26 protein-coding genes and 1 pseudogene are annotated in these 24943 nt (G+C 60.2%); 14 read left to right on the top strand and 13 right to left on the bottom strand.

The window, feature by feature from the left end:
* Positions 1-2 precede the first annotated feature (2 nt).
* The gene (clpA, locus tag PDR5_RS18070; protein WP_064597727.1) at positions 3-2273 is read left to right on the top strand and encodes an ATP-dependent Clp protease ATP-binding subunit ClpA; all 2271 of its coding nucleotides are present in this window, start codon (positions 3-5) and stop codon (positions 2271-2273) included.
* Positions 2274-3214: 941 nt separating this feature from the next.
* On the opposite strand, the gene infA is transcribed toward clpA, so the two are convergent.
* The 3 genes from infA to aat form a co-directional block, all read right to left on the bottom strand.
* Positions 3215-3433 (bottom strand): translation initiation factor IF-1, encoded by a 219-nt coding sequence (gene infA, locus PDR5_RS18065; RefSeq protein ID WP_002553999.1) that lies wholly within the window; start codon positions 3431-3433, stop codon positions 3215-3217.
* Between the two features lie 112 nt (positions 3434-3545).
* Complete coding sequence (locus PDR5_RS18060; RefSeq protein WP_007958178.1) at positions 3546-4253, bottom strand: arginyltransferase; 708 nt, start codon at positions 4251-4253, stop codon at positions 3546-3548.
* Positions 4254-4311: 58 nt separating this feature from the next.
* Complete coding sequence (gene aat / locus PDR5_RS18055) at positions 4312-4992, bottom strand: leucyl/phenylalanyl-tRNA--protein transferase (RefSeq protein ID WP_064597725.1); 681 nt, start codon at positions 4990-4992, stop codon at positions 4312-4314.
* Between the two features lie 521 nt (positions 4993-5513).
* On the opposite strand from aat, the gene PDR5_RS18050 reads away from it, so the two are divergent.
* The 6 genes from PDR5_RS18050 to cysG all read left to right on the top strand — a co-directional run bounded on the left by PDR5_RS18050 (position 5514) and on the right by cysG (position 13033).
* Positions 5514-7922, top strand: a complete 2409-nt coding sequence (locus PDR5_RS18050) for a DNA translocase FtsK (protein ID WP_011334945.1) — start codon at positions 5514-5516, stop codon at positions 7920-7922.
* Between the two features lie 78 nt (positions 7923-8000).
* On the top strand, positions 8001-8621 hold the full coding sequence (gene lolA, locus PDR5_RS18045; RefSeq protein ID WP_007958184.1) for an outer membrane lipoprotein chaperone LolA: 621 nt from the start codon (positions 8001-8003) through the stop codon (positions 8619-8621).
* Between the two features lie 24 nt (positions 8622-8645).
* Entirely contained in the window at positions 8646-9968 is a 1323-nt protein-coding gene (locus PDR5_RS18040; protein ID WP_064597723.1) for a replication-associated recombination protein A, read from the top strand.
* Complete coding sequence (gene crcB, locus PDR5_RS18035) at positions 9968-10342, top strand: fluoride efflux transporter CrcB (protein WP_007958188.1); 375 nt, start codon at positions 9968-9970, stop codon at positions 10340-10342. The genes PDR5_RS18040 and crcB overlap by 1 nt, the downstream gene beginning before the upstream one ends.
* 15 nt (positions 10343-10357) lie before the next feature.
* Positions 10358-11638: a serine--tRNA ligase gene (gene serS / locus PDR5_RS18030; protein ID WP_007958190.1), complete on the top strand. Its 1281-nt coding sequence runs from the start codon at positions 10358-10360 to the stop codon at positions 11636-11638.
* Entirely contained in the window at positions 11639-13033 is a 1395-nt protein-coding gene (gene cysG / locus PDR5_RS18025) for a siroheme synthase CysG (RefSeq protein ID WP_064597721.1), read from the top strand.
* 45 nt (positions 13034-13078) lie between these two features.
* Here cysG and PDR5_RS18020 read toward each other — a convergent pair whose 3' ends face one another.
* The 8 genes from PDR5_RS18020 to PDR5_RS17985 all read right to left on the bottom strand — a co-directional run bounded on the left by PDR5_RS18020 (position 13079) and on the right by PDR5_RS17985 (position 17702).
* Positions 13079-14080, bottom strand: a complete 1002-nt coding sequence (locus PDR5_RS18020; protein WP_064380671.1) for a glutathione S-transferase family protein — start codon at positions 14078-14080, stop codon at positions 13079-13081.
* 92 nt (positions 14081-14172) lie between these two features.
* Positions 14173-15174 (bottom strand): glycosyl transferase family protein, encoded by a 1002-nt coding sequence (locus tag PDR5_RS18015; protein ID WP_064597719.1) that lies wholly within the window; start codon positions 15172-15174, stop codon positions 14173-14175.
* A complete protein-coding gene (locus PDR5_RS18010; protein ID WP_064597718.1) occupies positions 15171-15506 on the bottom strand; it encodes a TusE/DsrC/DsvC family sulfur relay protein in 336 nt (111 codons plus the stop codon). The genes PDR5_RS18015 and PDR5_RS18010 overlap by 4 nt, the downstream gene beginning before the upstream one ends.
* Positions 15503-15796, bottom strand: coding sequence for a sulfurtransferase complex subunit TusB (tusB, locus tag PDR5_RS18005; protein WP_064597716.1), 294 nt, complete (start codon positions 15794-15796; stop codon positions 15503-15505). The genes PDR5_RS18010 and tusB overlap by 4 nt, the downstream gene beginning before the upstream one ends.
* The gene (tusC, locus tag PDR5_RS18000; RefSeq protein ID WP_064597714.1) at positions 15796-16152 is read right to left on the bottom strand and encodes a sulfurtransferase complex subunit TusC; all 357 of its coding nucleotides are present in this window, start codon (positions 16150-16152) and stop codon (positions 15796-15798) included. Before tusC ends, tusB begins: the two co-directional genes overlap by 1 nt.
* A 1-nt stretch (position 16153) precedes the next feature.
* The gene (gene tusD / locus PDR5_RS17995; protein ID WP_064600891.1) at positions 16154-16546 is read right to left on the bottom strand and encodes a sulfurtransferase complex subunit TusD; all 393 of its coding nucleotides are present in this window, start codon (positions 16544-16546) and stop codon (positions 16154-16156) included.
* 100 nt (positions 16547-16646) lie between these two features.
* Entirely contained in the window at positions 16647-17348 is a 702-nt protein-coding gene (locus PDR5_RS17990; protein WP_064597712.1) for a YoaK family protein, read from the bottom strand.
* A gap of 24 nt (positions 17349-17372) precedes the next feature.
* On the bottom strand, positions 17373-17702 hold the full coding sequence (locus PDR5_RS17985) for a DUF6388 family protein (protein WP_064597709.1): 330 nt from the start codon (positions 17700-17702) through the stop codon (positions 17373-17375).
* 135 nt (positions 17703-17837) lie between these two features.
* On the opposite strand from PDR5_RS17985, the gene PDR5_RS17980 reads away from it, so the two are divergent.
* Positions 17838-18188, top strand: coding sequence for a hypothetical protein (locus PDR5_RS17980; RefSeq protein ID WP_064597707.1), 351 nt, complete (start codon positions 17838-17840; stop codon positions 18186-18188).
* 61 nt (positions 18189-18249) lie between these two features.
* On the opposite strand, the gene PDR5_RS17975 is transcribed toward PDR5_RS17980, so the two are convergent.
* Positions 18250-18675, bottom strand: coding sequence for a GNAT family N-acetyltransferase (locus tag PDR5_RS17975; RefSeq protein ID WP_064597705.1), 426 nt, complete (start codon positions 18673-18675; stop codon positions 18250-18252).
* 137 nt (positions 18676-18812) lie between these two features.
* On the opposite strand from PDR5_RS17975, the gene PDR5_RS17970 reads away from it, so the two are divergent.
* The 4 genes and pseudogenes from PDR5_RS17970 (at position 18813) to PDR5_RS17955 (ending at position 21909) form a co-directional block, all read left to right on the top strand.
* Positions 18813-19250, top strand: a complete 438-nt coding sequence (locus PDR5_RS17970; RefSeq protein WP_064597703.1) for a hemerythrin domain-containing protein — start codon at positions 18813-18815, stop codon at positions 19248-19250.
* A gap of 223 nt (positions 19251-19473) precedes the next feature.
* On the top strand, positions 19474-20109 hold the full coding sequence (locus PDR5_RS17965; protein ID WP_064597701.1) for a lytic polysaccharide monooxygenase auxiliary activity family 9 protein: 636 nt from the start codon (positions 19474-19476) through the stop codon (positions 20107-20109).
* 40 nt (positions 20110-20149) lie between these two features.
* A pseudogene (locus PDR5_RS17960) lies at positions 20150-21175 on the top strand (chitinase); the annotation flags it as partial.
* A gap of 143 nt (positions 21176-21318) precedes the next feature.
* Positions 21319-21909 (top strand): NUDIX domain-containing protein, encoded by a 591-nt coding sequence (locus tag PDR5_RS17955; RefSeq protein ID WP_064597697.1) that lies wholly within the window; start codon positions 21319-21321, stop codon positions 21907-21909.
* On the opposite strand, the gene PDR5_RS17950 is transcribed toward PDR5_RS17955, so the two are convergent.
* Positions 21906-22421: a methylated-DNA--[protein]-cysteine S-methyltransferase gene (locus tag PDR5_RS17950; RefSeq protein ID WP_064597695.1), complete on the bottom strand. Its 516-nt coding sequence runs from the start codon at positions 22419-22421 to the stop codon at positions 21906-21908. The two genes, PDR5_RS17955 and PDR5_RS17950, sit on opposite strands and share 4 nt — an antisense overlap.
* A gap of 135 nt (positions 22422-22556) precedes the next feature.
* On the opposite strand from PDR5_RS17950, the gene ggt reads away from it, so the two are divergent.
* Positions 22557-24284 carry a gamma-glutamyltransferase gene (gene ggt / locus PDR5_RS17945; RefSeq protein WP_064597693.1) on the top strand — a complete coding sequence of 576 codons (1728 nt, stop codon included), beginning with the start codon at positions 22557-22559 and terminating at the stop codon, positions 24282-24284.
* Positions 24285-24349: 65 nt separating this feature from the next.
* The gene (locus tag PDR5_RS17940; protein ID WP_064597691.1) at positions 24350-24883 is read left to right on the top strand and encodes a cysteine hydrolase family protein; all 534 of its coding nucleotides are present in this window, start codon (positions 24350-24352) and stop codon (positions 24881-24883) included.
* Positions 24884-24943: the final 60 nt, after the last annotated feature.

Here is a 24943-nt window from a genome sequence, read left to right as displayed (position 1 = left end):
CTATGTTAAACCGCGAGCTCGAAGTCACCCTCAATCTTGCCTTCAAGGAGGCACGTTCGAAACGTCATGAGTTCATGACCGTCGAACACCTGCTGCTGGCCCTATTGGACAATGAGGCTGCCGCCACCGTATTGCGTGCCTGCGGCGCAAACCTCGACAAACTCAAGCACGACCTGCAGGAGTTCATCGACTCCACCACGCCACTGATCCCCGTTCACGACGAGGATCGCGAAACCCAGCCAACCCTGGGCTTCCAGCGTGTACTGCAACGTGCTGTCTTTCATGTGCAGAGCTCGGGCAAGCGGGAAGTAACCGGCGCCAACGTGCTGGTTGCAATCTTCAGTGAGCAAGAGAGTCAGGCGGTGTTCCTGCTGAAACAGCAGAGCGTTGCACGCATTGATGTCGTCAACTATATCGCCCACGGCATTTCCAAAGTGCCGGGGCATGGCGATCACTCTGAAGGTGAACAAGATATGCAGGACGACGAGGGCGGTGAGTCTTCTTCTTCAGGCAATCCGCTGGACGCTTATGCCAGCAATCTTAACGAACTTGCACGCCAGGGCCGGATCGATCCGCTGGTCGGGCGTGAAACGGAAGTCGAGCGTGTCGCGCAGATTCTGGCGCGTCGTCGCAAGAACAATCCGCTGCTGGTCGGTGAGGCGGGCGTGGGTAAAACCGCGATCGCCGAGGGCCTGGCCAAGCGCATTGTCGACAACCAGGTGCCGGACCTGCTGGCCAACAGCGTCGTTTATTCCCTCGATCTGGGCGCTCTGCTCGCAGGCACCAAGTATCGCGGTGATTTCGAGAAGCGCTTCAAGGCGTTGCTCAACGAACTGAAAAAACGTCCGCAGGCGATCCTGTTCATCGACGAGATCCACACCATCATCGGTGCGGGTGCTGCGTCAGGTGGCGTCATGGATGCCTCGAACCTGCTCAAACCGCTGCTGTCGTCTGGCGACATTCGCTGCATCGGCTCGACCACGTTCCAGGAATTCCGTGGCATCTTCGAAAAAGACCGTGCCCTGGCACGTCGCTTCCAGAAGGTCGATGTGGTCGAGCCGTCGGTGGAGGACACCATCGGTATCCTGCGTGGCCTGAAAGGTCGCTTCGAACAGCACCACAACATCGAATACAGTGATGAGTCGCTGCGCGCCGCTGCGGAACTGGCTTCGCGCTACATCAATGACCGGCACATGCCGGACAAAGCCATCGATGTGATCGACGAGGCAGGCGCGTACCAGCGTCTGCAACCGGTCGAGAAGCGCGTGAAACGCATCGAAGTCTCTGAAGTCGAGGACATCGTTGCGAAAATCGCGCGGATTCCGCCGAAGCATGTCACCAGCTCCGACAAGGAACTGCTGCGTAATCTGGAGCGTGACCTGAAGCTGACGGTGTTCGGTCAGGACGCGGCGATCGATTCGCTGTCGACTGCGATCAAGCTGTCCCGTGCCGGTCTGAAGTCGCCCGACAAGCCTGTTGGTTCGTTCCTGTTCGCAGGGCCGACCGGTGTCGGTAAAACCGAAGCCGCGCGTCAATTGGCCAAGGCGCTGGGGATCGAACTGGTTCGCTTCGACATGTCCGAGTACATGGAGCGCCACACCGTATCGCGTCTGATCGGTGCACCTCCGGGTTACGTCGGTTTCGACCAGGGCGGTCTGTTGACCGAAGCGATCACCAAGCAACCGCATTGCGTATTGCTGCTCGATGAAATCGAGAAGGCGCATCCGGAAGTCTTCAATCTGCTGCTGCAGGTGATGGACCACGGTACGCTGACCGACAACAACGGGCGCAAGGCGGACTTCCGCAACGTGATCGTCATCATGACCACCAACGCCGGTGCTGAAACGGCGGCACGTGCTTCGATCGGTTTCACCCATCAGGACCACTCGTCCGATGCGATGGAAGTGATCAAGAAGAGCTTCACGCCGGAATTCCGCAACCGCCTGGATACCATCATTCAATTTGGTCGCCTCAGTCACGAGGTCATCAAAAGCGTGGTGGACAAGTTCCTCACCGAGCTTCAGGCGCAACTGGAAGACAAGCGGGTGCTTCTGGAAGTTACCGATGCGGCGCGCAGTTGGCTGGCGGCCGGTGGTTACGATTCGGCCATGGGCGCTCGTCCGATGGCGCGCCTGATCCAGGACAAGATCAAGCGTCCGCTGGCGGAGGAGATTCTGTTTGGCGAGCTGGCCGAGCATGGCGGTGTGGTTCACATCGACATCAAGGATGGTGAGTTGACGTTTGACTTCGAGACTACTGCAGAAATGGCCTGACGGCTGGTAAGTGAAAAGGCGCCTTCGGGCGCCTTTTTATTGTCTGCGGTTTTTATTTTGGGGGCATATCCGTTGCTTCGGGAGCTGCCGCTGGCGGTTTCGCCCTTACGGCGAGTCACCTTTTCCAAACGCCGAAAAGGTAACCCAAAAGGCTTTACCCTGACGTACGGCCCTCGCTGTGGCTCGGGTTCCTTCGCTCCGGGATTGATCCGGGGGCATCGCCTACGGTTTGCTTCGCTGCACCTCCTCTCGATGCATGCGGCTGCGCCGCACGGTCGCTGCGCTCCCACCCCCGGATCAATCCCTCCACTCAGCCTGCCGACGGGCCTTGCGATCAAAAGCGGTACTTGAGCTAACGCTCATCGTTTTTTTTGAGTGGGGAGGAGCGGGGCGTGTTCGGCTTTGGTTTTTGTGGTGGGTTTACCCCTCACCCCAGCCCTCTCCCTGAGGAGAGGGAGCCGTTTTTTGTGCTTTTCAAAGCCTGAGTTCAACGCGGTATTGCACGTCGGCACAACTCTCCCAATCAACTCGGTCGGTCCCCTCTCCCTCCGGGAGAGGGCTAGGGTGAGGGGCTCTTGATCTGGCTCTTGATCTTTAGTCCCTTCGGCAGGCCGAGCGGAGGTGTCCATCAGGGGGTAGGCGCGTAGCGCAGTGCGGCGAAGCCGCATACATCGAGAGGAGGTGCAGCGAAGCAAACCGTAGGCGATGCCCCCTGGTGGACACCGTAGCGAGGGAACACTGAGCCTAAGCGAAGTGCCGTACGCCGGGGCAAAAGCCTTTTGGTTCCTTTTTGGCGTTTGAAAAAGGGACTCGCTGTAAGAGCGAAACCATAAGAAGCCGTTACCGCAGCAACGGATATACACCCAAAACTCAAGCACAAACCCAAAACCCAGACAAACAAAAACGCCCGGCATTAAGCCGGGCGTCTTGTATTGACTTGATTAGCGAGCGCGGTAAGTAATACGCCCTTTGCTCAAGTCATAGGGCGTCAGCTCGACGCGCACTTTGTCACCGGTAAGAATACGAATGTAGTTCTTGCGCATCTTGCCGGAAATATGCGCGGTTACGACGTGCCCATTTTCCAACTCCACACGAAACATGGTGTTGGGCAGGGTGTCGACGACAGTGCCTTCCATTTCGAAGCTGTCTTCTTTCGACATGCAGTAAAGCCCTCGGTATCCAATGAATGGCCCGGTGCAACTGCGCCAGGCAAAAGCGGCGTGCATTGTGCCCGAAAAATGGGGTTTACGCCAAGGGGTTTAGGGTCTGCATTCAGTTCAGGATGACCCAGCGCTGATTAATGAGCAGTTCGATGGGCCGATATTGGGTCTTGTAGTTCATCTTTTTGCAGTTTTTGATCCAGTAGCCCAGGTACACCGCTTCAAGCCCCAGGCGTTGGGCTTCGGCGATTTGCCAGAGGATGGCGTAGCGCCCCAGGCTGCGGCGTTCTTCCTGCGGTTCGTAAAAGGTGTAGACCGCGGACAGGCCGTTGGGCAGCAGGTCGGTGACGGCGACTGCAAGTAACCGTCCGTCGAGCCGGAACTCATAAAAGCGTGAGAAGGGCAGGTCGCGTACCAGAAAAGTCGAGAATTGATCGCGGCTGGGCGGATACATGTCGCCGTCGGCGTGGCGCTGTTCGATGTAGCGCTGATAGAGATCGAAATATTCTTCGCTGAACGCCGGCTTGACCGGACGTACCTGCAAGTCGATGTTGCGTTTGAAAATGCGTTTTTGCTGGCGATTGGGGTTGAACTGCGCCACCGGAATGCGCGCAGGCACGCAGGCATTGCAGTTCTGGCAATGCGGGCGGTAAAGATGATCGCCGCTGCGACGAAAGCCCATTTCCGACAGATCTGCGTAGACATGCACATCCATGGGCTGGCTCGGATCGAGAAACAGGGTCGTCGCCTGTTCCTCGGGCAGATAACTGCAAGAGTGAGGCTGAGTGGCATAAAACTTCAAACGCGCCAACTCGGTCATGATCAACCCTCAAGGGTAAGCTGGTGAATTAAGTGTAAGCCACGCGCGCAAAAGTCGCTCAGCAAACCCAGGTCGCATGATTGGGTTGATCGAGGTGCCGGGCTAGATAGTCGGCGAATGTCTGCCGTGAAATGGCCCGGGCGCCAAGGCTGTGCAGGTGATCGGTCGGCATCTGGCAGTCGATCAGCACGAAACCCGCTTCCTTAAGATGTTGCACCAGCGTGGCAAAGCCGTACTTGGAAGCATTGTCCGCACGACTGAACATTGACTCGCCAAAGAACAGTTGCCCCATCGCCAGGCCATACAGGCCTCCGACCAGTTCGCCCTGATCCCGTACCTCCACCGAGTGAGCAAAACCGCGCCGATGCAGTTCGATATAGGCGTTCTGCATTGCTTCGGTGATCCAAGTGCCGTCGGCGTATTCCCTGGGGGCGGCGCAGGCGCGGATCACGGCTTCGAAATCCTGATCGAAGGTCACTTGATAACGCTGTTTGCGCATCAATTTGCCGAGGCTGCGCGAGACGTGCAGTTCGTCGGGAAAAAGCACGGTGCGCGGATCCGGCGACCACCAGAGAATCGGCTGACCTTCGGAAAACCACGGAAAACAGCCGTGGCGATAGGCCTGGATCAGGCGATCGGCGGACAGGTCGCCGCCGGCTGCCAGCAATCCGTTGGGATCGCGCATGGCCTTTTCCAGTGGCGGGAAAGTCAGTGAGTTGCGTTGTAACCAAGTCAGCATGGCGTCCAGGCTTGCAGAAGGGGAGGGCGGTGGGCAGTGGGCCCGCGGTAAAGTGTGCCGGGAAATGACGCGAATGTCCTCCGTTGCAGTACGGCTTTTGCGTAGCTGCAACTTGAGCATCCGGATGCGGTCGTAATCGGGCGCAACACCGGTGCGAGCAAGCTTGCCGACGTCAATCTGTGGCGTTCATGGGAGATGAGGCGCGGATGCTTCGCTACGTTCATCAAATACACCTCATAAGCCTTTGTCACAAAAGACAATGCATGCTCAAATTGAACGCCGGGTGTTGTGCGTTTGGCTATGCTTGAACCAGAGACCTGGAAGCATGGCATCGAACGCGCAAACCCGTACAATGCCGGGCTGTTACAGAATATTCGCCGCGTGCCGTGTTTATAAAAGGCGGGGCGCAGTGTTAAAAGTAGTCTCCGTTGCGCACGTCAATTTTTTTACCTGCCTGGATTGGGCAGTTTTTTTCGTCATTCAATAGATGGACGCGCCTCTGGCGCAGGAAAAGAAGCGTTTTGAAGAAATCCACGGAAGCACCAAAAACAGTCGTTCCGCTATGGCGTCAACAGTTGCACTACCGGCTCAAGGAAGGTGCATTGATCGCCATCGGCGCCTTGTGCCTGTTCCTGATGATGGCCTTGCTGACTTACGGCAAGGACGATCCGGGCTGGAGCCACAACAGCAAGATCGACGACGTGCAGAATTTCGGTGGCCCGGCGGGCTCCTACAGCGCCGACATCCTGTTCATGGTGCTGGGGTACTTCGCGTACATCTTTCCGTTGCTGCTGGCGATCAAGGCGTATCAGATCTTCCGTCAGCGTCATGAGCCGTGGCAGTGGAGCGGCTGGCTGTTCTCCTGGCGCCTGATCGGTCTGGTGTTTCTGGTGTTGTCCGGCGCTGCACTGGCGCACATTCATTTCCATGCAGCCACCGGATTGCCGGCCGGCGCGGGTGGAGCGCTGGGTGAAAGCCTCGGTGACCTGGCCCGCAACGCCCTGAATATTCAGGGCAGCACGTTGCTGTTCATCGCGCTGTTTCTGTTCGGCCTGACGGTGTTCACCGACCTGTCGTGGTTCAAGGTGATGGACATCACTGGCAAGATCACGCTTGACCTGTTCGAACTGTTCCAGGGCGCGCTAAACCGCTGGTGGTCGGCGCGTACCGAGCGCAAGCAACTGGTCGCGCAGCTGCGTGAAGTCGACGATCGCGTGCATGACGTGGTTGCACCGACGGTCACCGACAAACGCGAGCAGGCCAAGGTCAAGGAACGTCTGATCGAGCGCGAACAGGCCCTCAGCAAACACATGTCCGAGCGCGAGAAACAGGTGCCGCCGGTCATCGCCCCGGCCCCGGTCAAAGCGCCGGAGCCAAGCAAGCGCGTGCAGAAAGAGAAGCAGGTGCCGTTGTTCGTCGACAGCGCCGTGGAAGGCACCTTGCCGCCGATCTCGATTCTCGATCCTGCGGAAAAGAAACAACTCAATTATTCGCCTGAATCCCTGGCGGCGGTCGGCCACTTGCTGGAGATCAAGCTTAAGGAATTCGGCGTCGAAGTCACCGTGGATTCGATCCATCCCGGCCCGGTTATTACCCGTTACGAAATCCAGCCTGCTGCGGGCGTGAAGGTCAGCCGTATCGCCAACCTGGCGAAAGACCTTGCACGTTCGCTGGCCGTGACCAGCGTGCGAGTGGTGGAAGTGATTCCGGGCAAAACCACGGTCGGTATCGAGATTCCCAACGAAGACCGGCAGATCGTGCGCTTCTCCGAAGTGCTGTCGACGCCTGAGTACGATAACTTCAAATCGCCGGTCACCCTGGCCCTGGGCCACGATATCGGCGGCAAACCGGTCATCACCGACCTTGCGAAGATGCCTCACCTGCTGGTGGCCGGTACCACCGGTTCCGGTAAGTCGGTGGGCGTGAACGCGATGATCCTGTCGATCCTGTTCAAGTCTGGCCCGGACGACGCCAAGCTGATCATGATCGACCCGAAAATGCTCGAGCTGTCGATCTACGAAGGCATTCCGCACCTGCTGTGTCCGGTCGTGACCGACATGAAAGACGCCGCCAACGCACTGCGCTGGAGCGTTGCCGAGATGGAGCGTCGCTACAAGCTGATGGCGAAGATGGGTGTACGAAACCTGTCCGGCTTCAACGCCAAGGTCAAGGAAGCCCAGGACGCCGGCGAGCCGCTGAGCGATCCGCTGTACAAACGCGAAAGCATCCACGACGAAGCGCCGCTGCTGCAGAAACTGCCGACCATCGTCGTGGTCGTGGACGAATTCGCCGACATGATGATGATCGTCGGCAAGAAGGTAGAAGAACTGATCGCCCGTATCGCCCAGAAGGCGCGTGCGGCCGGTATCCACCTGATTCTCGCGACCCAGCGGCCATCGGTGGACGTGATCACCGGCCTGATCAAGGCCAACATCCCGACGCGGATGGCGTTCCAGGTATCGAGCAAGATCGACTCCCGGACCATCATCGACCAGGGCGGCGCCGAACAACTGCTCGGCCACGGTGACATGCTCTACATGCCGCCGGGCACCAGCCTGCCGATCCGGGTTCACGGCGCCTTCGTGTCCGACGATGAAGTTCACCGGGTGGTGGAAGCCTGGAAACTGCGCGGCGCACCGGAATACAACGACGACATCCTCAATGGTGTCGAAGAGGCGGGCAGTGGTTTCGAAGGCAGCAGCGGCGGTGGTGACGGCGACGATCCGGAAGCCGACGCGCTGTACGACGAAGCCGTGCAGTTCGTGCTGGAAAGCCGTCGCGCCTCCATCTCCGCTGTACAGCGCAAGCTGAAGATCGGCTACAACCGTGCCGCGCGCATGATCGAAGCCATGGAAATGGCCGGGGTCGTGACGTCGATGAACACCAACGGTTCCCGCGAAGTCCTGGCCCCTGGCCCGGTACGCGACTGATTCGATACCCTGATCCAAATGCAATGGACGGTGCATGAAGCGCCGTCCACTTTCCCACGAGTATTCAAGAGGACTCCCATGCGTCTTATCCGCATGTTGCTGCCGGTACTGGCTCTGACCACCCTCACGGCTCACGCCGATGACAAGGATGTGGCTCGCCTGACCCAATTGCTCGAAACATCCAAGACCCTGACTGCCAATTTTTCCCAGCTGACCCTCGACGGCAGCGGCACCCAGTTGCAGGAAACCACCGGCGACATGACCCTGCAGCGTCCGGGCCTGTTCTACTGGCACACCAATGCGCCAGCCGAGCAGACCATGGTGTCCGACGGCAAGAAAGTCACCCTGTGGGACCCGGACCTGGAACAGGCCACCATCAAGAAGCTCGATGAGCGTCTGACCCAGACTCCAGCCCTGTTGCTGTCCGGCGACGTTTCGAAGATCAGCCAGAGCTTCGACATCAGCGCGAAAGAGGCGGGTGGCGTGATCGACTTCACCCTGAAGCCGAAAACCAAGGACACCCTGTTCGACAGCCTGCGCCTGTCGTTCCGCAACGGTCTGGTCAATGACATGCAACTGATCGACAGCGTCGGCCAGCGCACCAACATCCTGTTCACCGGTGTGAAGGCCAACGAAGCGGTCCCTGCATCGAAGTTCAAGTTCGACATCCCGAAGGGTGCCGACGTGATCCAGGAATAAACACAGAGGTTTCAACGGTACGTGATGGATCTGTTTCGCAGTGCACCGATTGCCCAGCCATTGGCCGCCCGTTTGCGGGCGACCAATCTGGATGAGTACGTCGGTCAGGAACACGTGCTCGCTCGCGGCAAGCCTTTGCGCGAAGCGCTGGAGCAGGGTGCCCTGCATTCGATGATCTTCTGGGGCCCGCCGGGCGTGGGCAAGACCACGTTGGCGCGCTTGCTGGCGGAAGTTTCGGATGCGCATTTCGAAACGGTTTCGGCCGTATTGGCCGGGGTAAAAGAGATCCGTCAGGCGGTGGAAATCGCCAAGCAGCAGGCCGGCCAGTACGGCAAGCGCACTATCCTGTTTGTCGATGAAGTGCACCGCTTCAACAAGTCTCAACAGGACGCCTTCCTGCCGTACGTTGAAGACGGCACGCTGATCTTCATTGGCGCCACCACCGAAAACCCTTCTTTCGAACTGAACAACGCATTGCTGTCGCGGGCGCGGGTCTACGTACTCAAGAGCCTCGACGAAGCGGCGTTGCGCAAACTGGTGCACCGCGCGCTGACTGAGGAGCGTGGTCTGGGCAAGCGTCATCTGACCCTCAGCGATGAAGGCTTCCAGATGCTGCTGTCCGCCGCCGACGGTGATGGCCGGCGCCTGCTGAACCTGCTGGAGAACGCCTCGGACCTGGCCGAAGACCACAGCGAGATGGGCACCGAGCTGCTGCAAAGTCTGCTTGGCGACACTCGCCGGCGTTTCGACAAGGGCGGCGAAGCGTTCTACGACCAGATTTCCGCGCTGCACAAATCGGTGCGCGGCTCCAATCCGGACGGCGCGCTGTACTGGTTTGCGCGAATGATCGACGGCGGCTGCGATCCGCTGTACCTGGCTCGGCGCGTGGTGCGCATGGCCAGCGAAGACATCGGCAACGCCGACCCGCGCGCACTGAGCCTGTGCCTGGCCGCGTGGGAAGTGCAGGAACGGCTCGGCAGCCCGGAAGGTGAGTTGGCAGTGGCGCAGGCCATCACTTATCTGGCCTGTGCGCCGAAAAGCAACGCGGTGTACATGGGCTTCAAGACCGCGCTGCGCGCCGCCGCCGAACACGGTTCGCTGGAAGTGCCGCTGCACCTGCGCAATGCGCCGACCAAATTGATGAAGCAGTTGGGCTACGGCGACGAATACCGTTACGCCCACGACGAACCGGACGCCTACGCGGCCGGCGAAGACTATTTTCCGGAAGAACTCGACCCGATTCCGTTCTATCAACCGGTGCCCCGTGGCCTGGAGTTGAAGATCGGCGAAAAGCTCAACCATCTCGCCCAACTTGATCGTTTAAGCCCTCGGCAGCGGAGAAAATAGTGGTTCCATTGATCGTTGCAGTCTCCGTCGGCGGGATTGCCGGCACCTTGTTGCGCTTCGCCACCGGCAATTGGGTCAACGCCAATTGGCCGCGGCACTTCTATACCGCGACGCTGGCCGTTAATATCGTGGGCTGTCTGCTGATTGGCGTGCTGTACGGCCTGTTTTTGATACGCCCGGAAGTACCGATCGAGGTACGTGCCGGGTTGATGGTCGGCTTCCTCGGGGGGCTGACGACTTTTTCATCCTTTTCACTGGATACGGTGCGCCTGCTGGAAAGCGGGCAAGTGCCGCTGGCCCTGGGCTATGCGGCCATCAGCGTATTCGGCGGGCTGCTCGCGACCTGGGCCGGCCTGTCCCTGACCAAACTTTGATAACGAGAAACCGACATGCTCGATTCCAAACTGTTACGTAGCAACCTCCAGGACGTAGCGGACCGCCTGGCTTCCCGTGGTTTTGCCCTGGATGTCGCGCGCATCGAAGCGCTGGAAGAACAGCGCAAGACCGTCCAGACCCGCACCGAAGCACTGCAGGCTGAACGTAACGCGCGTTCCAAATCCATCGGTCAGGCCAAGCAGCGCGGCGAAGACATCGCGCCGCTGATGGCGGATGTCGAGCGCATGGCGGGCGAACTGAGTGCCGGTAAAGTCGAGCTGGACGCGATCCAGACCGAACTGGACTCGATCCTGCTGGGCATTCCGAACCTGCCGCACGAATCGGTGCCGGTCGGTGAAGACGAAGACGGCAACGTTGAAGTCCGCCGTTGGGGCACCCCGACTGCCTTCGACTTCCCGGTTCAGGACCACGTGGCCCTGGGCGAGAAGTTCGGCTGGCTCGACTTCGAAACCGCCGCCAAGCTGTCCGGCGCACGTTTCGCCCTGCTGCGCGGCCCGATTGCCCGTCTGCACCGCGCACTGGCGCAGTTCATGATCAACCTGCATGTCACCGAGCACGGCTACGAAGAGGCTTACACGCCTTATCTGGTTCAGGCCCCGGCGCTGCAAGGCACCGGTCAACTGCCGAAGTTCGAAGAAGACCTGTTCAAGATCGCCCGCGAAGGCGAAGCCGATCTGTACCTGATCCCGACTGCCGAAGTGTCGCTGACCAACATCGTGGCCGGTGAAATCGTCGATTCGAAGCAGCTGCCGATCAAGTTCGTTGCCCACACTCCGTGCTTCCGCAGCGAAGCCGGCGCGTCGGGTCGTGACACTCGCGGCATGATCCGTCAGCACCAGTTCGACAAAGTTGAAATGGTCCAGATTGTCGAGCCGTCGAAGTCGATGGAAGCGCTGGAAGGCCTGACCGCCAACGCCGAGAAAGTCCTGCAATTGCTGGAGCTGCCTTACCGCACCCTGGCGCTGTGCACCGGCGACATGGGCTTCAGCGCAGTCAAGACTTACGACCTGGAAGTGTGGATCCCGAGCCAGGACAAGTACCGCGAGATCTCGTCGTGCTCCAACTGCGGCGACTTCCAGGCCCGCCGCATGCAAGCGCGTTTCCGCAACCCGGAAACCGGCAAGCCTGAGCTGGTGCACACCCTGAACGGTTCCGGTCTGGCGGTCGGTCGTACCCTGGTTGCCGTGCTGGAAAACTACCAGCAGGCCGACGGTTCGATCCGCGTGCCGGATGTGCTGAAGCCGTACATGGGTGGCCTTGAGGTCATCGGCTAAATGAAATATCTGCCGCTGTTTCACAACCTGCGCGGCAGTCGTGTGTTGGTCGTCGGTGGGGGGGAGATTGCCTTGCGCAAATCCCGCCTGCTGGCCGATGCCGGTGCGCTGCTGCGGGTGGTCGCACCTGAAATCGAAGCGCAACTGCGCGAACTGGTTGCCGCCAGCGGTGGCGAATGCCTGCTGCGTGGCTACGCCGAAACGGATCTGGACGGCTGCGGGCTGATCATTGCCGCCACCGATGACGAAGCGTTGAACGCGCAGGTCTCCGCCGATGCCCATCGGCGCTGCGTGCCGGTCAACGTGGTCGATGCGCCGGCGTTGTGTAGCGTGATCTTTCCGGCAATCGTCGATCGTTCACCGCTGATCATCGCGGTCTCCAGCGGCGGCGATGCGCCGGTGCTGGCCCGGCTGATCCGCGCCAAGATCGAAACCTGGATTCCTTCGACCTACGGCCATCTGGCCGGTCTGGCCGCGCGGTTTCGCGATCAGGTCAAAGGCCTGTTTCCTGATGTGCAGCAGCGTCGCGGTTTTTGGGAAGACGTGTTTCAGGGGCCGATTGCCGACCGGCAGCTGGCAGGACAGGGCGCCGAAGCCGAACGTTTGCTGCAAGCCAAGATTGACGGCGAAGCCATGGTCACGACCGGTGAGGTGTATCTGGTTGGGGCAGGACCTGGTGATCCGGATCTGCTGACCTTCCGCGCCTTGCGTCTGATGCAGCAAGCCGACGTGGTGCTGTACGACCGCTTGGTGGCTCCGGCGATTCTTGAGCTGTGCCGTCGCGATGCCGAGCGGGTCTACGTCGGCAAGCGTCGTGCCGATCACGCCGTGCCGCAGGATCAGATTAACCAGCAACTGGTGGATCTGGCCAAGGCCGGCAAGCGTGTGGTGCGGTTGAAGGGCGGGGATCCGTTCATCTTCGGCCGTGGCGGCGAAGAGATCGAGGAACTGGCGGCCCATGGCATCCCGTTTCAGGTGGTGCCGGGCATCACGGCGGCCAGCGGTTGCGCGGCGTATGCCGGGATTCCGCTGACTCATCGCGACCACGCTCAGTCGGTGCGTTTCGTCACCGGGCACTTGAAGGACGGTTCGACCGATCTGCCGTGGTCGGACCTCGTCGCGCCGGCGCAGACGCTGGTGTTCTACATGGGGCTGGTGGGGTTGCCGATCATTTGCGAGCAGTTGATCAAGCATGGTCGCGCGGCCGATACCCCGGCAGCGCTGATCCAGCAGGGCACCACGGTCAATCAGCGGGTCTTCACCGGCACGCTGGCCGACCTGCCGCGGCTGGTGGCGGAGCATGAAGTGCATGCGCCGACCCTGGTGATCGTCGGCGAAGTGGTGCAACTGCGCGAGAAACTGGCGTGGTTCGAGGGCGCTCAGGGTCAGATCTGACGACTCTGAAGGGATCGTTCCCACGCGGTGGGAACGATCCTGCTCTCAACCTCTGCGCCAAACCCCTTTGCCGCCCAACCGGTCCCGGTCATGGGCAACAGTGAAATCCTGCTTCGGCCCCTTCGGCACCACCCCTGTCGGGTTGATGGTCTTGTGGCTGCCGTAGTAGTGATGCTTGATGTGCTGGAAATCCACGGTTTCGGCAACGCCCGGCCACTGGTACATCTCACGCAGCCAGTTCGACAGATTCGGATAATCGCTGATCCGCCGCAGATTGCATTTGAAGTGCCCGTGATACACCGCGTCGAAACGAATCAGGGTGGTGAACAGACGCACATCCGCCTCGGTCAGGTATTCGCCCGTCAGATAACGGTTGGCGTCCAGCACCTGTTCCAGATGATCCAGTTCGGCAAACACGTCGTCGAACGCTTCTTCATAGGCATTTTGCGAGGTCGCGAACCCGGCGCGATACACGCCGTTGTTCACGGCAGGGTAGATCCGTTCGTTCAGCGCATCGATCTCGCCGCGCAACGGCGCCGGATAGAAGTCCAGATCGTTGCCGGTCAAGTCATCGAAGGCGCTGTTGAACATGCGGATGATCTCCGCCGATTCGTTGCTGACGATGCGCTTGAGTTTCTTGTCCCACAGCACCGGCACGGTGACGCGGCCGGTGTAGTCGGCGGTGTCGGCGGTGTAGCGCTGGTGCATGAAGTCGAAGTGGTCGAGTTTGTCGCCGGTCGAGCCGAGGTTCTGATCGAAGGTCCAGCCGTTTTCCAGCATCAGCCAGCTGACGACCGAAACGTCGATCAGGCTTTCCAGGCCCTTGAGCTTGCGCAGGATCAGCGTGCGATGCGCCCACGGACAGGCGAGAGAGACATAAAGGTGATAACGCCCGGCTTCGGCGGCAAAACCGCCTTCACCGCTCGGGCCCGGCTCTCCATTGCGAGTGACCCAATTGCGGCGCTGCGCCTGTTCGCGCTGGAACGCGCCGTCCTTGCTGCTTTCGTACCACTTGTCCTGCCAGCGGCCGTCGACGAGTAAACCCATGATCAAGACTCCAGAAACCAATAATTCGTTGGAGTTGAGTCTATTCCGATGAGTTCGAACAAAAAGCGCAAAGATCGGGCGTTAACGATCGGTTAAATCGATTTATCCCGCGCGGCCCAGTATTGCTCGGCGGTTTCAAAAGCCTGTTCACGGCTTTGGCCGAGGCCGCGCAGCGCCAACGCCATGGTCGAAATCAACGCCATCTGCGGGTAACTGTCGACCACATCACCGCGCCAGACGGCCTTCAAGTGCTCGATATTCAGCGACGCCGGTTTGACGTGGCGTTGAGCCGACAACTGCGGCCATTCCTCATCCCAGCTTTCGCCACCCATGGTGCCGTACAAGTGGCTGTCGGCATCCGGGTTGATCTCGATTTCGCCGCCGTCGCCCTTGATCACGATCGCCGTGTCGCCGAGCAGGCCGCTGGCATCGCGGTGCACCGCCTGATAGCCGGGGTGGAAAATACTCTGCAGGCCGCAACACGCGCCCAGCGGATTGAGAATCCGCGCCAGCGAGTGGATCGGCGAGCGCAGGCCGAGGGTGTTGCGCAGGTCGATCATCCGTTGCAACTGCGGCGCCCAGTCCACCAGCGGCATGAACGCCAGACCACCGTTGTCCAGCGCCACGCCGACCTGCTGCCAGTTGCGGCACAGCGGAATGTTCAGCTCACCGAGCAATTGTTCGGAGTACAAGCGCCCGGCGGTGTGCGCGCCGCCACCGTGCATGAAAATGCGCAGTCCGTTCTGCGCCAGGCACTTGGCGGCCAACAGATACCACGGCAAATGGCGTTTCTTGCCGGCGTAGGTCGGCCAGTCCAGATCGACCTTCAGTGCTGGCGCCTGTAAACGTTCGCGCAGTGCCTCGGTGAAGCCAGCCATTTCCTCAGCGCTTTCTTCCTTGTGCCGCAGCAACATCAGGAACGCGCCGAGCTGGGTTTCTTCGACCGCTTCGTCGAGCACCATGCCCATGGCTTGCCGGGCTTCCTCGCGGGTCAGGTCGCGGGCACCGCGCTTGCCCTTGCCGAGGATACGCACGAACTGGGCGAATGGATGCTCGGCGGGCGTTTCGAGGGTCAGCGCTGGATAGTCGGTCATAGGCAATTCGTCGGTTTGGGCAGGCCCGCCAGTTTCGCGGCGAGTTTGGCAGGGGTGCCTTTGAACAGTCGGTTCAGGTGCAGGCTGTTGCCTTTCTCCGCGCCGAGCTTGAGCGCGGTGTACTTGATCAGCGGCCGGGTGGCCGGGGACAGCTGGAATTCGGCGTAGAAGCTGCGCAGCAGTTCGAGGACTTCCCAGTGTTCCGGGCTCAGTTCGATGTCTTCGGCAGCGGCGAGGGCGCTGGCGACTTCGGTCGACCAGTCGTTGAGGTCGACCAGAAAGCCGTCCTTGTCCAGTTCAATGGCGCGGGCGCCGACGGTCAGCGCATTCATAGCCAGCTGTTGACCTTGTCGTGGTGGATCGACAGCTCGACGAAGGCCGGGTAATCGATGGCTTCGGCCCAGCCCGGAACCTGCACGGCACGGGCTTGCGCGTCTTCGGCCAGCACGAACAATTTCACCCGGCGGGTTTCCAGCGCATTGAACGGCGCAGTGCCAGGTTGCAACGCATAAGCGGCATCGCCCGACAGCAACAGCGCATCGCTGGCACCCAGCAGACGCAGGCAACTGGTCAGGCGTTCGTCGCCGAACGGGGAATGGGACAACACATGCAGAGTCGACATCAGAGGGTGATCACCTGGTCGTAACGGTCAATAAGGGCGGTGATTTCATCGGCGGCCAAGGGCTGTGCCTCGTCCAGCGAACGATCGCCGAGGCCGCGAACACTGGCGCTGTCGGCGCAGTAGAACAGCTCTTCGACGCCGAACATCGGCAACGCTTGCAGGTTGGCGCTCAGGTCTTTCTGTTGCAGGGCCTTGGCGTTTTGTCCGGCGGCCAGTTGCAGCACGCCGTCGTCGAGAAACAGCAGACCGATCGGCAGATCGAACGCGCCGCCGGCCAGCACGATGTCCAGCGCTTCGCGGGCGCCGGGGCCGGACCACGGCGATTGACGGCTGATAATCAGAAGGGACTTGGCCATGTCATGCGCCTCCGAAACAGATGAGGCGGTCGGCATCCTGCACCGCGTCATGCAACTGACCGAGGCCGGACAATTCCCACGGCACGCTGACGGCCACGGCATCACGCTGATAACGCCCGGCTTCCTCGGCATTCAACACGCCACGGCGCAGGGCGGCGGCGATGCACACCACGCCGTCGAGGTTTTGTTCGGTGATGAAATTGCGCCACTGCTTGGGCAGGTCCAGTTCGTCCTGCGGCGTGACCACGGCGTTGGACGCGTTGTGGACCCCGTCCTGATAGAAAAACAGCCGGACAATCTCATGCCCGCCGGCGAGCGCAGCCTGGGCGAACAGCAGGGCGCGGCGCGAGGAGGGCGCATGGGCGGCGGAAAACAGCGCGATGGCGAACTTCATGACGGACTCGATCAGCAAAACTGCGGCCATGATAAAGCTTTCTCGGCGGGGCGGCGAAGTGGATGTTTCCCGCGCCCGTCTCGATACGAGCAGGCGTCCTTCAGCGTGGCATGTAGCCCAGCTGCCAACGCCGCGGAATCTTCAGGGTCACCAGCCCCAGAACGGCGGCGAACAGACCGCTGACCAACATCGCCTTGAGCCCCAGATGATGTTCCAGCACCGCCCCCAGAATGGCCCCGACCAGCATCCCGCTCCACGGCACCAGTTGTACCCGCCAGCCGCTTCGCCGTTCGCCGAGCACCCAGCGCCCCAATCCCCGACCAAATCGGGACAGGGCGCCGGTGACATACGTCAGCCCGACCGGCAGGCCGTTCACTTCTTCCACCGCCGCGTTGAGCATGCCCATCGTAATGATCGCCGCCAGCAGGGCCGGCAGTTGCGTGTCAAAGGGCCAGGCTGCGGCACAGAGCAGTGCGGCGATGGACAACAGCAACGGCAGCGCCCGCCGACCACCCAACCGACTGACCACGACACCCAGGGCATTGCCGACAATGAACGTTGCGACGAGCAGGATCAGCCGCCCTGTCAGTGCGCTGTCGCCATCGCTGATCGCCACCGCCAGCCGCGTGGTGTTGCCGCTCATGAAGGAAACGAAATCGCCACTGGCCATGAAGCCGATGGCGTCGGTCATGCCGGCCAGTACCGACAGGCTGGCAACCAGCGCCAGACCCACACGGCCGCGCCATTTCTGTATGTGAAGATGTCCGGGGCTGGCGCGGTGGGTCGAGGTGGAAGGCAGCATCGAGGCAGCGTCCTTGAGCGGGGTTTACGGTTCTATGCCATACAGATCGCAATATTCCAGCCAGTCCATCCCGGCCATCTCCGCCACTTCGCGATGCACTTCCAGGCGTTGCGCCTGATACTCCTCGGGCGTCGCAGCAGTGAGTTGCAACGTCAATTCCCAGGCAAACAAACCTTGGCTTTCGGCCTCGGCTTCGAAGGCTTCGTGCAGGCGTTCTTCGCGGTACTGCGCCGGAGTTTCGCCCTTGGCCTGGGCCAGCAAAGGGTTGAGGTGGTCGAGGGCTTCGCGCAACTCGGGGCGTGCATCGAGAAACAGTTTCAAGGCTTGTTCGTGTCGCTGGTCAGTAGGCGCCATGGGCTTTCCTTGTGAGGCTGGTCACCGTTAATGTGCCGCAGGCGCCGGCATGTGTCGCGTTTTAAATGCAGTAAAGCAGAACGATTTTTGCCGTTGCGGTGATACAGTCCGGTTTTTTCCGAATGAGCGAATGCAATGCGAATGCTGATGGTGGCGCTGGCGGCAACCCTGCTGGCCGGTTGCGCGGGTTCGGCGATGGAAGACGCCCGCACGCAAACCCCTAACAAGACCCTGAATTCGGACAAACCCGAAAAAGTCGTGGCCCAGTGCGTGCAATTCGCCTGGCAGGACGAAGCGGTGTTCGGCGTGGACGCGGCGGCGTATCTGCAACCGGGCAAGAAGGGCGGTTCGACGGTCTACACGCGCTCGGCGGAGTCGTTTGTCGACTTGACCACGGATGCGTCCGGTACCGTATTGAAGTACTACGCGCAGAAGGATGATTTTGTGGCCAAGCGCCGCTTGGCGGCGCTGGCGACCTGTCTGTAACGGGCGGCTGGATGCGTTGATTTTGCGACCCTCACCAGCCTGCGGGCGAGGGTCGCTGAAATCAATCAATCAAGCGTTTCTGGAAGAAATGCCGCTTGTGCCCCAGCGGATAATCCACAATCTCGCCACACTCGGTATACCCCAGTTTTTTGTAGAACCCGGGCGCCTGAAAATCAAAGGTATCGAGCCAAATCCCAACGCAATCTTTTTCCCGGGCGAATTCCTCGACCATGTTCATCAGCTTCGAGCCGATGCCCTGTCCCCGGCCTTGTTCCGGCACCGCCAGCAACTCGATAAACAGCCACCGATAGAACGTGTGCCCATAGAGGCCACCGAGGATCGCGTCGTTGTCGTCGCGCACCAGCAGCGCGACCGGTTCGTACAGCGACGGCCCGGCCTTGGCAATGTTGTAGGCACGCAGGGGCGCCAGGATGGCCGCGCGCTGTTCTTCGGTGGGGTCCTGTGACAGCTCGATCCGCAACGTCATGTCGTCTTCCTTGTAGTAATGAATCGGCAGCCTATCGCGCCACCGTCGGTTGAAGCAATCGCTTGGAACCGTTGCTCCTGCGCCGCGGTCTAGCCCTTCAGGGCGTCCATCCGGAACGCGTTTGCCTGGGAGATTCCATGAACATTTTCGAAGCCCTGCGTGAAAGCCACGATCGTCAGCGGACCTACGCGAAATCGTTGATCAAGACCAGCGGTGACACCCCGGAAAGGGTCGAGGCCTACAAGCAGCTGAAGGCTGAGCTTCAGGCCCACGAAACCGCCGAAGAGCGCCACTTCTATATCCCGTTGATGGAGATCGACAAGGGTGTCGACCTCAGTCGCCATGCCATTGCCGAACACCATGAAATGGACGAGATGATGGAAGAGCTCGACGAGACCGACATGTCCAGCCCGGCCTGGCTGGCGATGGCAAAAAAGCTCTCGGATAAGGTCCATCACCACTTGCAGGAGGAAGAGCAGAAATTCTTCCAGATGGCCGGCAAGCTGCTCGACGACAAGCAAAAGGAACAGCTCGCCGGGCAGTATCAAAAGGAGTTCAGAGCGCAGCTTCCCTGAACCGGTGAATGCAGGTTTTTGTAATGACGCGGTGTAGTCCTTTTGCCATGCGTCGGGTGAGCGTCGTCGCAATGCACTGTGTTTATATACAGTGTTTTCGGCGTTTTTCGGGTTCTGCCAAGGCAGACTGCGACAAAACCGCCGATGGACAAAAAATCCCCCTCCGTTAGCTTGAAGGCCTCTCCTCGGACTGGAGAGTTCTTAAATCAACGGAGTGAAAAACATGAACCAACCACAAGCTCAAACCCAACTGCGACACGGTCGCGTCATTTCCCCTGCAAGCCGCGGCGCGGTGGCCATCGAGCAAGGATTGCTCGGCGGCTGGCAGGTCAATGAAATGGAAGGCGGCAAGAACTTCCCGGCACTCGCGGCTGGTCCGTTCCCCGCGCCGTTCGAAAGCGACAACCCGAGCGTCGTACCGCCGGCTGACGGCTATATTCTCAGTGGCGGCAAGAACGACGCACGTGACTGTGTGAACTTCACCGCAGAAGAAATGAGCAAGAAACTCGGGCGCCCGTTCTCCTGGCCACTGCTCAATGTCACCCCCGGCCAGACCCTTGAGGTCAAATGGGAGTACACCGCGCCGCATACCACTCGGGGTTACCGCTGGCTGATCACCAGGGATGGCTGGGACCCGAAACAACGCATCACCCGGGCGCAACTGGAAGCGCAACCGTTTGCCGAGGATTTCTATCCGCAAGTGCCGTACTACAGTCATGCGGCGGAATTGAAAGCCAAGGTCAATCACGCCGTGAAACTTCCGGGCAACAAGCAGGGTCATCACGTCATCGTGCTGATGTGGATCGTCGCCAACACCGGCAACGCCTTCTATCAGGCCTTCGATGTGGACTTCAAATAAGCCCGCAACGTCAAACCCACACGTTCTGAAGGATTAGAACATGTCAAACATTGACTTCACCCTATTGAATAACCAGGCCAGCGATGCGGCATCGCTGATGCCGAGCCTTGCCGGCAAGAAGATCCTCATGGGCTTTTGGCACAACTGGCCGGCCGGCCCGAGCGATGGTTACCAGCGCGGCCAGTTCGCCAACATCACCCTGGAAAACGTCCCGAAGGAATACAACGTAATCGCGGTGGCCTTCATGAAGGGCAGCGGGATTCCGACCTTCAAGCCGTTCAACGTCTCCGATGCCGAGTTTCGCCGTCAGGTCGGCGTGCTCAACAGTCAGGGGCGGGCCGTGCTGATTTCCCTGGGCGGTGCCGATGCGCATATCGAGTTGCGCGCCGGTCAGGAGCAACCGCTGGCCAATGAAATCATCCGTCTGGTGGAAACCTACGGTTTCGACGGCCTGGACATCGATCTTGAACAGAGCGCGATTGATTTCGCTGCCAACAAGACCGTCCTGCCGTCCGCGCTGAAACTGGTCAAGGATCACTACGCAGGCCAAGGCAAGCATTTCATCATCAGCATGGCGCCGGAATTTCCGTACTTGACCGCCTCCGGCAAATACGTTGGATATCTGCAGGCGCTGGAAGGCTATTACGACTTCATTGCTCCGCAGTTCTACAACCAGGGCGGCGACGGGGTCTGGGTGCCGGAAGCCAATAACGGCAACGGGGCGTGGATCGCGCAGAACAACGACGCGATGAAAGAGGATTTCCTCTATTACCTGACCGAGAGCCTGGTGACCGGCACCCGCGGCTTCACGAAGATCCCGGCGGACAAGTTCGTCATCGGCCTGCCGGCCAACGTCGATGCCGCCGCCACCGGTTACGTGATCGACAAGACCGTGGTCGGCAACGCGATGAAACGCCTGGCGGTCAAAGGGCATCCGATCAAGGGCCTGATGACCTGGTCGGTGAACTGGGACAACGGCACCAGCAAGGATCGCGTGCCGTACAACTGGGAATTCAGTCGGCGTTATGGACCACTGATTCACGGGGCGCCGTCTGCGGTGCAGGGCGCTGATGCCGCAACGGTGAGCGTCGCTCATCAGTAGTCATTGAACGAAAAGCCCGGTAGCGCTGCCGGGCTTTTTTTCGTCGGCGGTTCGCAACATTTCACCTACCATGGCCATCTTCCGATGACAAAAAAGGATCAGGCGTCATGTCCAACACAGCCGAGCGGGTCAACATCGTCGATACCCAGGTGTTGTCCCACGACTGGTATCTGCTGAAAAAAATTACCTTCGACTATCACCGCAACAACGGTGACTGGCAGCGTCAGACGCGCGAGGTCTACGACCGTGGCAATGGCGCGGCGATCCTGCTGTTCAACCGCGAGCAGCGCACCGTGGTGCTGACCCGGCAGTTCCGCCTGCCGGTGTTCGTCAACGGTCATGACGGTTTGCTGATTGAAGTGGCGGCCGGACTGCTCGAAGGCGCGGCGCCGGAGCAGCGCATCCGCGACGAGGCCGAGGAAGAAACCGGTTACCGCGTGCATGACGTGAAGAAGGTGTTCGAGGCCTACATGAGCCCCGGCTCGGTGACCGAGAAATTGCACTTTTTCATCGCCGAGTACGATGCCTCGGCAAAGGTCAGTGAAGGGGGCGGTCTGGAAGAGGAAACGGAAGAACTTGAAGTGCTGGAGTGGCGTTTCGACGACGCGCTGGCGGCATTCCAGCGAGGTGAGATCTGCGATGCCAAGACCATCATGCTGCTGCAATACGCGGCGATGAATAACCTGTTTGGCAGTTAAAACAAGTCACCGGTTTTACCAATGTTCGACCACTGGCCACCCTCCAGGGTCAGCAGACGCTCCTTGGCTTCCAGGCCTCCGGCAAAACCGGTCAGTTTTCCTGAGGCACCGATGACTCGATGGCACGGCGCAATGATCGAAATCGGATTGCGCCCGTTCGCCGCGCCGACGGCACGCACCGCACTCGGGTGGCCGATCTGTTCGGCAATCTGGCTGTAGGTGCGGGTTTCGCCAAACGGAATGGTCAGCAACGCGGCCCAGACCTTTTTCTGGAATTCGGTGCCGGCAAAGTCCAGCTCCAGATCGAACGCGTTTCGCGTTCCTGCAAAATATTCTTCCAGCTGTCGCGCGGTTTTCATCAACAGCGGATTGTCCGGTGCCTCGCTCATCTGCCCCAGGCGCACCCGGTTCGGTTTGTCGTTTTCCCAGAGGATGGCGGCCAGACGTGATCCGTTCGCGACCAGCTTCAACTCGCCGACAGGCGAGGGCAGGGTGATGAACGTGTAGGCCATGGGCAAAACTCCGGGACGGGGCGGAAACTGCGCCCAGCATACTGCCGGATCGGGGAGGCGCAAACCGCAATCGCGACCATACTGGCTGATGCTCTTGAAGCGCTTTCCTACCTTATAAAAAGAAGAGACCGACTCATGAAGTACGAACGTTTTGCCAAATCACTGATTGCGACCTCATTGGCGCTCAGCTGCCTCATGGCCCATGCGGCTTCGGTTGCCCCGGTGGCCGCCGAAAACGGCATGGTGGTCACCGCCCAGCACCTGGCCACTCACGTGGGTGTCGACGTGCTGAAAAGTGGTGGCAACGCGGTGGATGCGGCGGTCGCCGTGGGTTATGCACTGGCAGTGGTTTACCCGGCGGCGGGCAACCTCGGTGGCGGTGGTTTCATGACCATTCAACTGGCGGACGGACGCAAGACCTTCCTCGACTTCCGGGAAAAAGCCCCGCTGGCCGCGACGGCCAACATGTACCTCGACAAGGACGGCAACGTCATCCCTGATCTGAGCACCCGTGGCCACCTCGCGGTCGGCGTTCCGGGCACCGTGTCCGGCATGGAGCTGGCGCTGAGCAAGTACGGCACCAAACCGCGCAAGGAAATGATCGCTCCCGCCATCAAACTGGCCGAAGACGGGTTTGAACTGGAACAGGGCGACGTCGAGCTTTTGGAGTACGCCACGGACGTGTTCAAGAAAGACATCAAGGATTCTGGCGCGATCTTTCTGAGCAACGGCGAGCCGATGCAGGTCGGGCAGAAACTGGTGCAGAAGGACCTGGGTAAAACCCTGCGCACCATTTCCGAAAAAGGCGCCGACGGTTTTTATAAAGGCTGGGTGGCCGACGCCATCGTTACCTCCAGCCAGGCCAACAAGGGCATCATTACCCAGGCCGACCTCGACAAATACAAGACCCGCGAACTGGCCCCGGTGGAGTGCGACTATCGCGGCTATCACGTCGTATCGGCACCGCCGCCAAGCTCCGGTGGCGTCGTGATCTGCCAGATCATGAACATCCTCGAAGGCTATCCGATGAAGGATCTGGGCTTTCATTCGGCCCAGGGCATGCACTATCAGATCGAGGCGATGCGCCACGCATACGTGGATCGCAACAGTTATCTGGGCGACCCGGATTTTGTGAAGAACCCGATCGAGCACCTGCTGGACAAGAACTACGCGACCAAACTGCGCAACGCGATCCAGCCGCAGAAGGCCGGTGTGTCGGCGGAACTCAAACCCGGTGTCGCGCCCCATGAAGGCAGCAACACCACGCACTATTCGATCGTCGACAAGTGGGGCAACGCGGTCTCGGTCACCTACACCCTCAACGACTGGTTCGGCGCAGGCGTGATGGCGAGCAAGACCGGGGTGATCCTCAACGATGAAATGGACGACTTCACTTCCAAGGTCGGCGTACCGAACATGTACGGCCTGGTGCAGGGTGAGGCCAACGCCATTGCTCCGGGCAAGGCGCCGCTGTCCTCGATGAGCCCGACTATCGTCACCAAGGACGGCAAAGTGGTGATGGTGATCGGTACGCCGGGCGGCAGTCGCATCATTACCGCGACGTTGCTGACCATGCTCAACGTCATCGACTACGGCATGGGCCTGCAGGAAGCGGTCGATGCGCCACGTTTCCACCAGCAGTGGATGCCGGAGGAAACCAACCTCGAAGACTTCGCCGCCAGCCCCGACACGAAGAAGATTCTCGAGAGCTGGGGCCACAAGTTCGCGGGTCCGCAGGACGCCAACCACATCGCTGCGATTCTGGTCGGCGCACCGTCGCTGGGTGGCAAACCGGTCGGCAAGAACCGCTTCTACGGTGCCAACGACCCACGGCGCAAAACCGGGTTGTCATTGGGTTACTGAGCAGAGTAAAAAGGGGGCGGGCACAGGTCCGCCCCTGTCCAAGGACCGATCAAGGAAGGCTCACCATGACCACCGCATTGCTGATCATCGATGTCCAGCGCGCCCTGTGCGCGGGCGAATACGAGTGCCACGACGCCAAACGGGTAATCGACACCATCAACGGCCTCTCCGCCCGCGCGCGCCAGTCGGGTGTGCCGGTGGTGCTGATCCAGCACAACGAAAAGGACAGCCCGTTCGCCCACGGTGCCGAAGGCTGGCAACTGGCTGACGGACTGGTCACCGCGCCCGGCGATCTGCGCGTCGACAAGACCGCCAACGACTCGTTCTACCAGACCAATCTGCAAAAACTGATCCCCCGGGAAGACTTCGACCGCCTGGTGATCTGCGGCATGCAAACCGATTACTGCGTCAACGCCACCGTGCGTCAGGCCCACCAGTTGGGCTACGACGTGGAGCTGGCGGCCGACGCCCATACGACGGTCGACAACGGCAACATGAGCGCCGAAGACATCATCGCCGAACACAACAAGGACTGGGCGCACCTGACCGGTTCAGTGGCGCGGATCGATGTGAAGCCGGCGGCTGGGATCACATTCTGATGCTTGCTTGCACAAGAGCGCGGTTGCTCGCGAGCAACCAGTGAAAAAACCAGAGCATCG

The sequence above is a fragment of the Pseudomonas sp. DR 5-09 genome, from assembly GCF_001655595.1.
Taxonomy (GTDB): Bacteria; Pseudomonadota; Gammaproteobacteria; order Pseudomonadales; family Pseudomonadaceae; genus Aquipseudomonas; species Aquipseudomonas pharyngis.
This window is presented reverse-complemented; position numbering and strand designations above follow the sequence as displayed.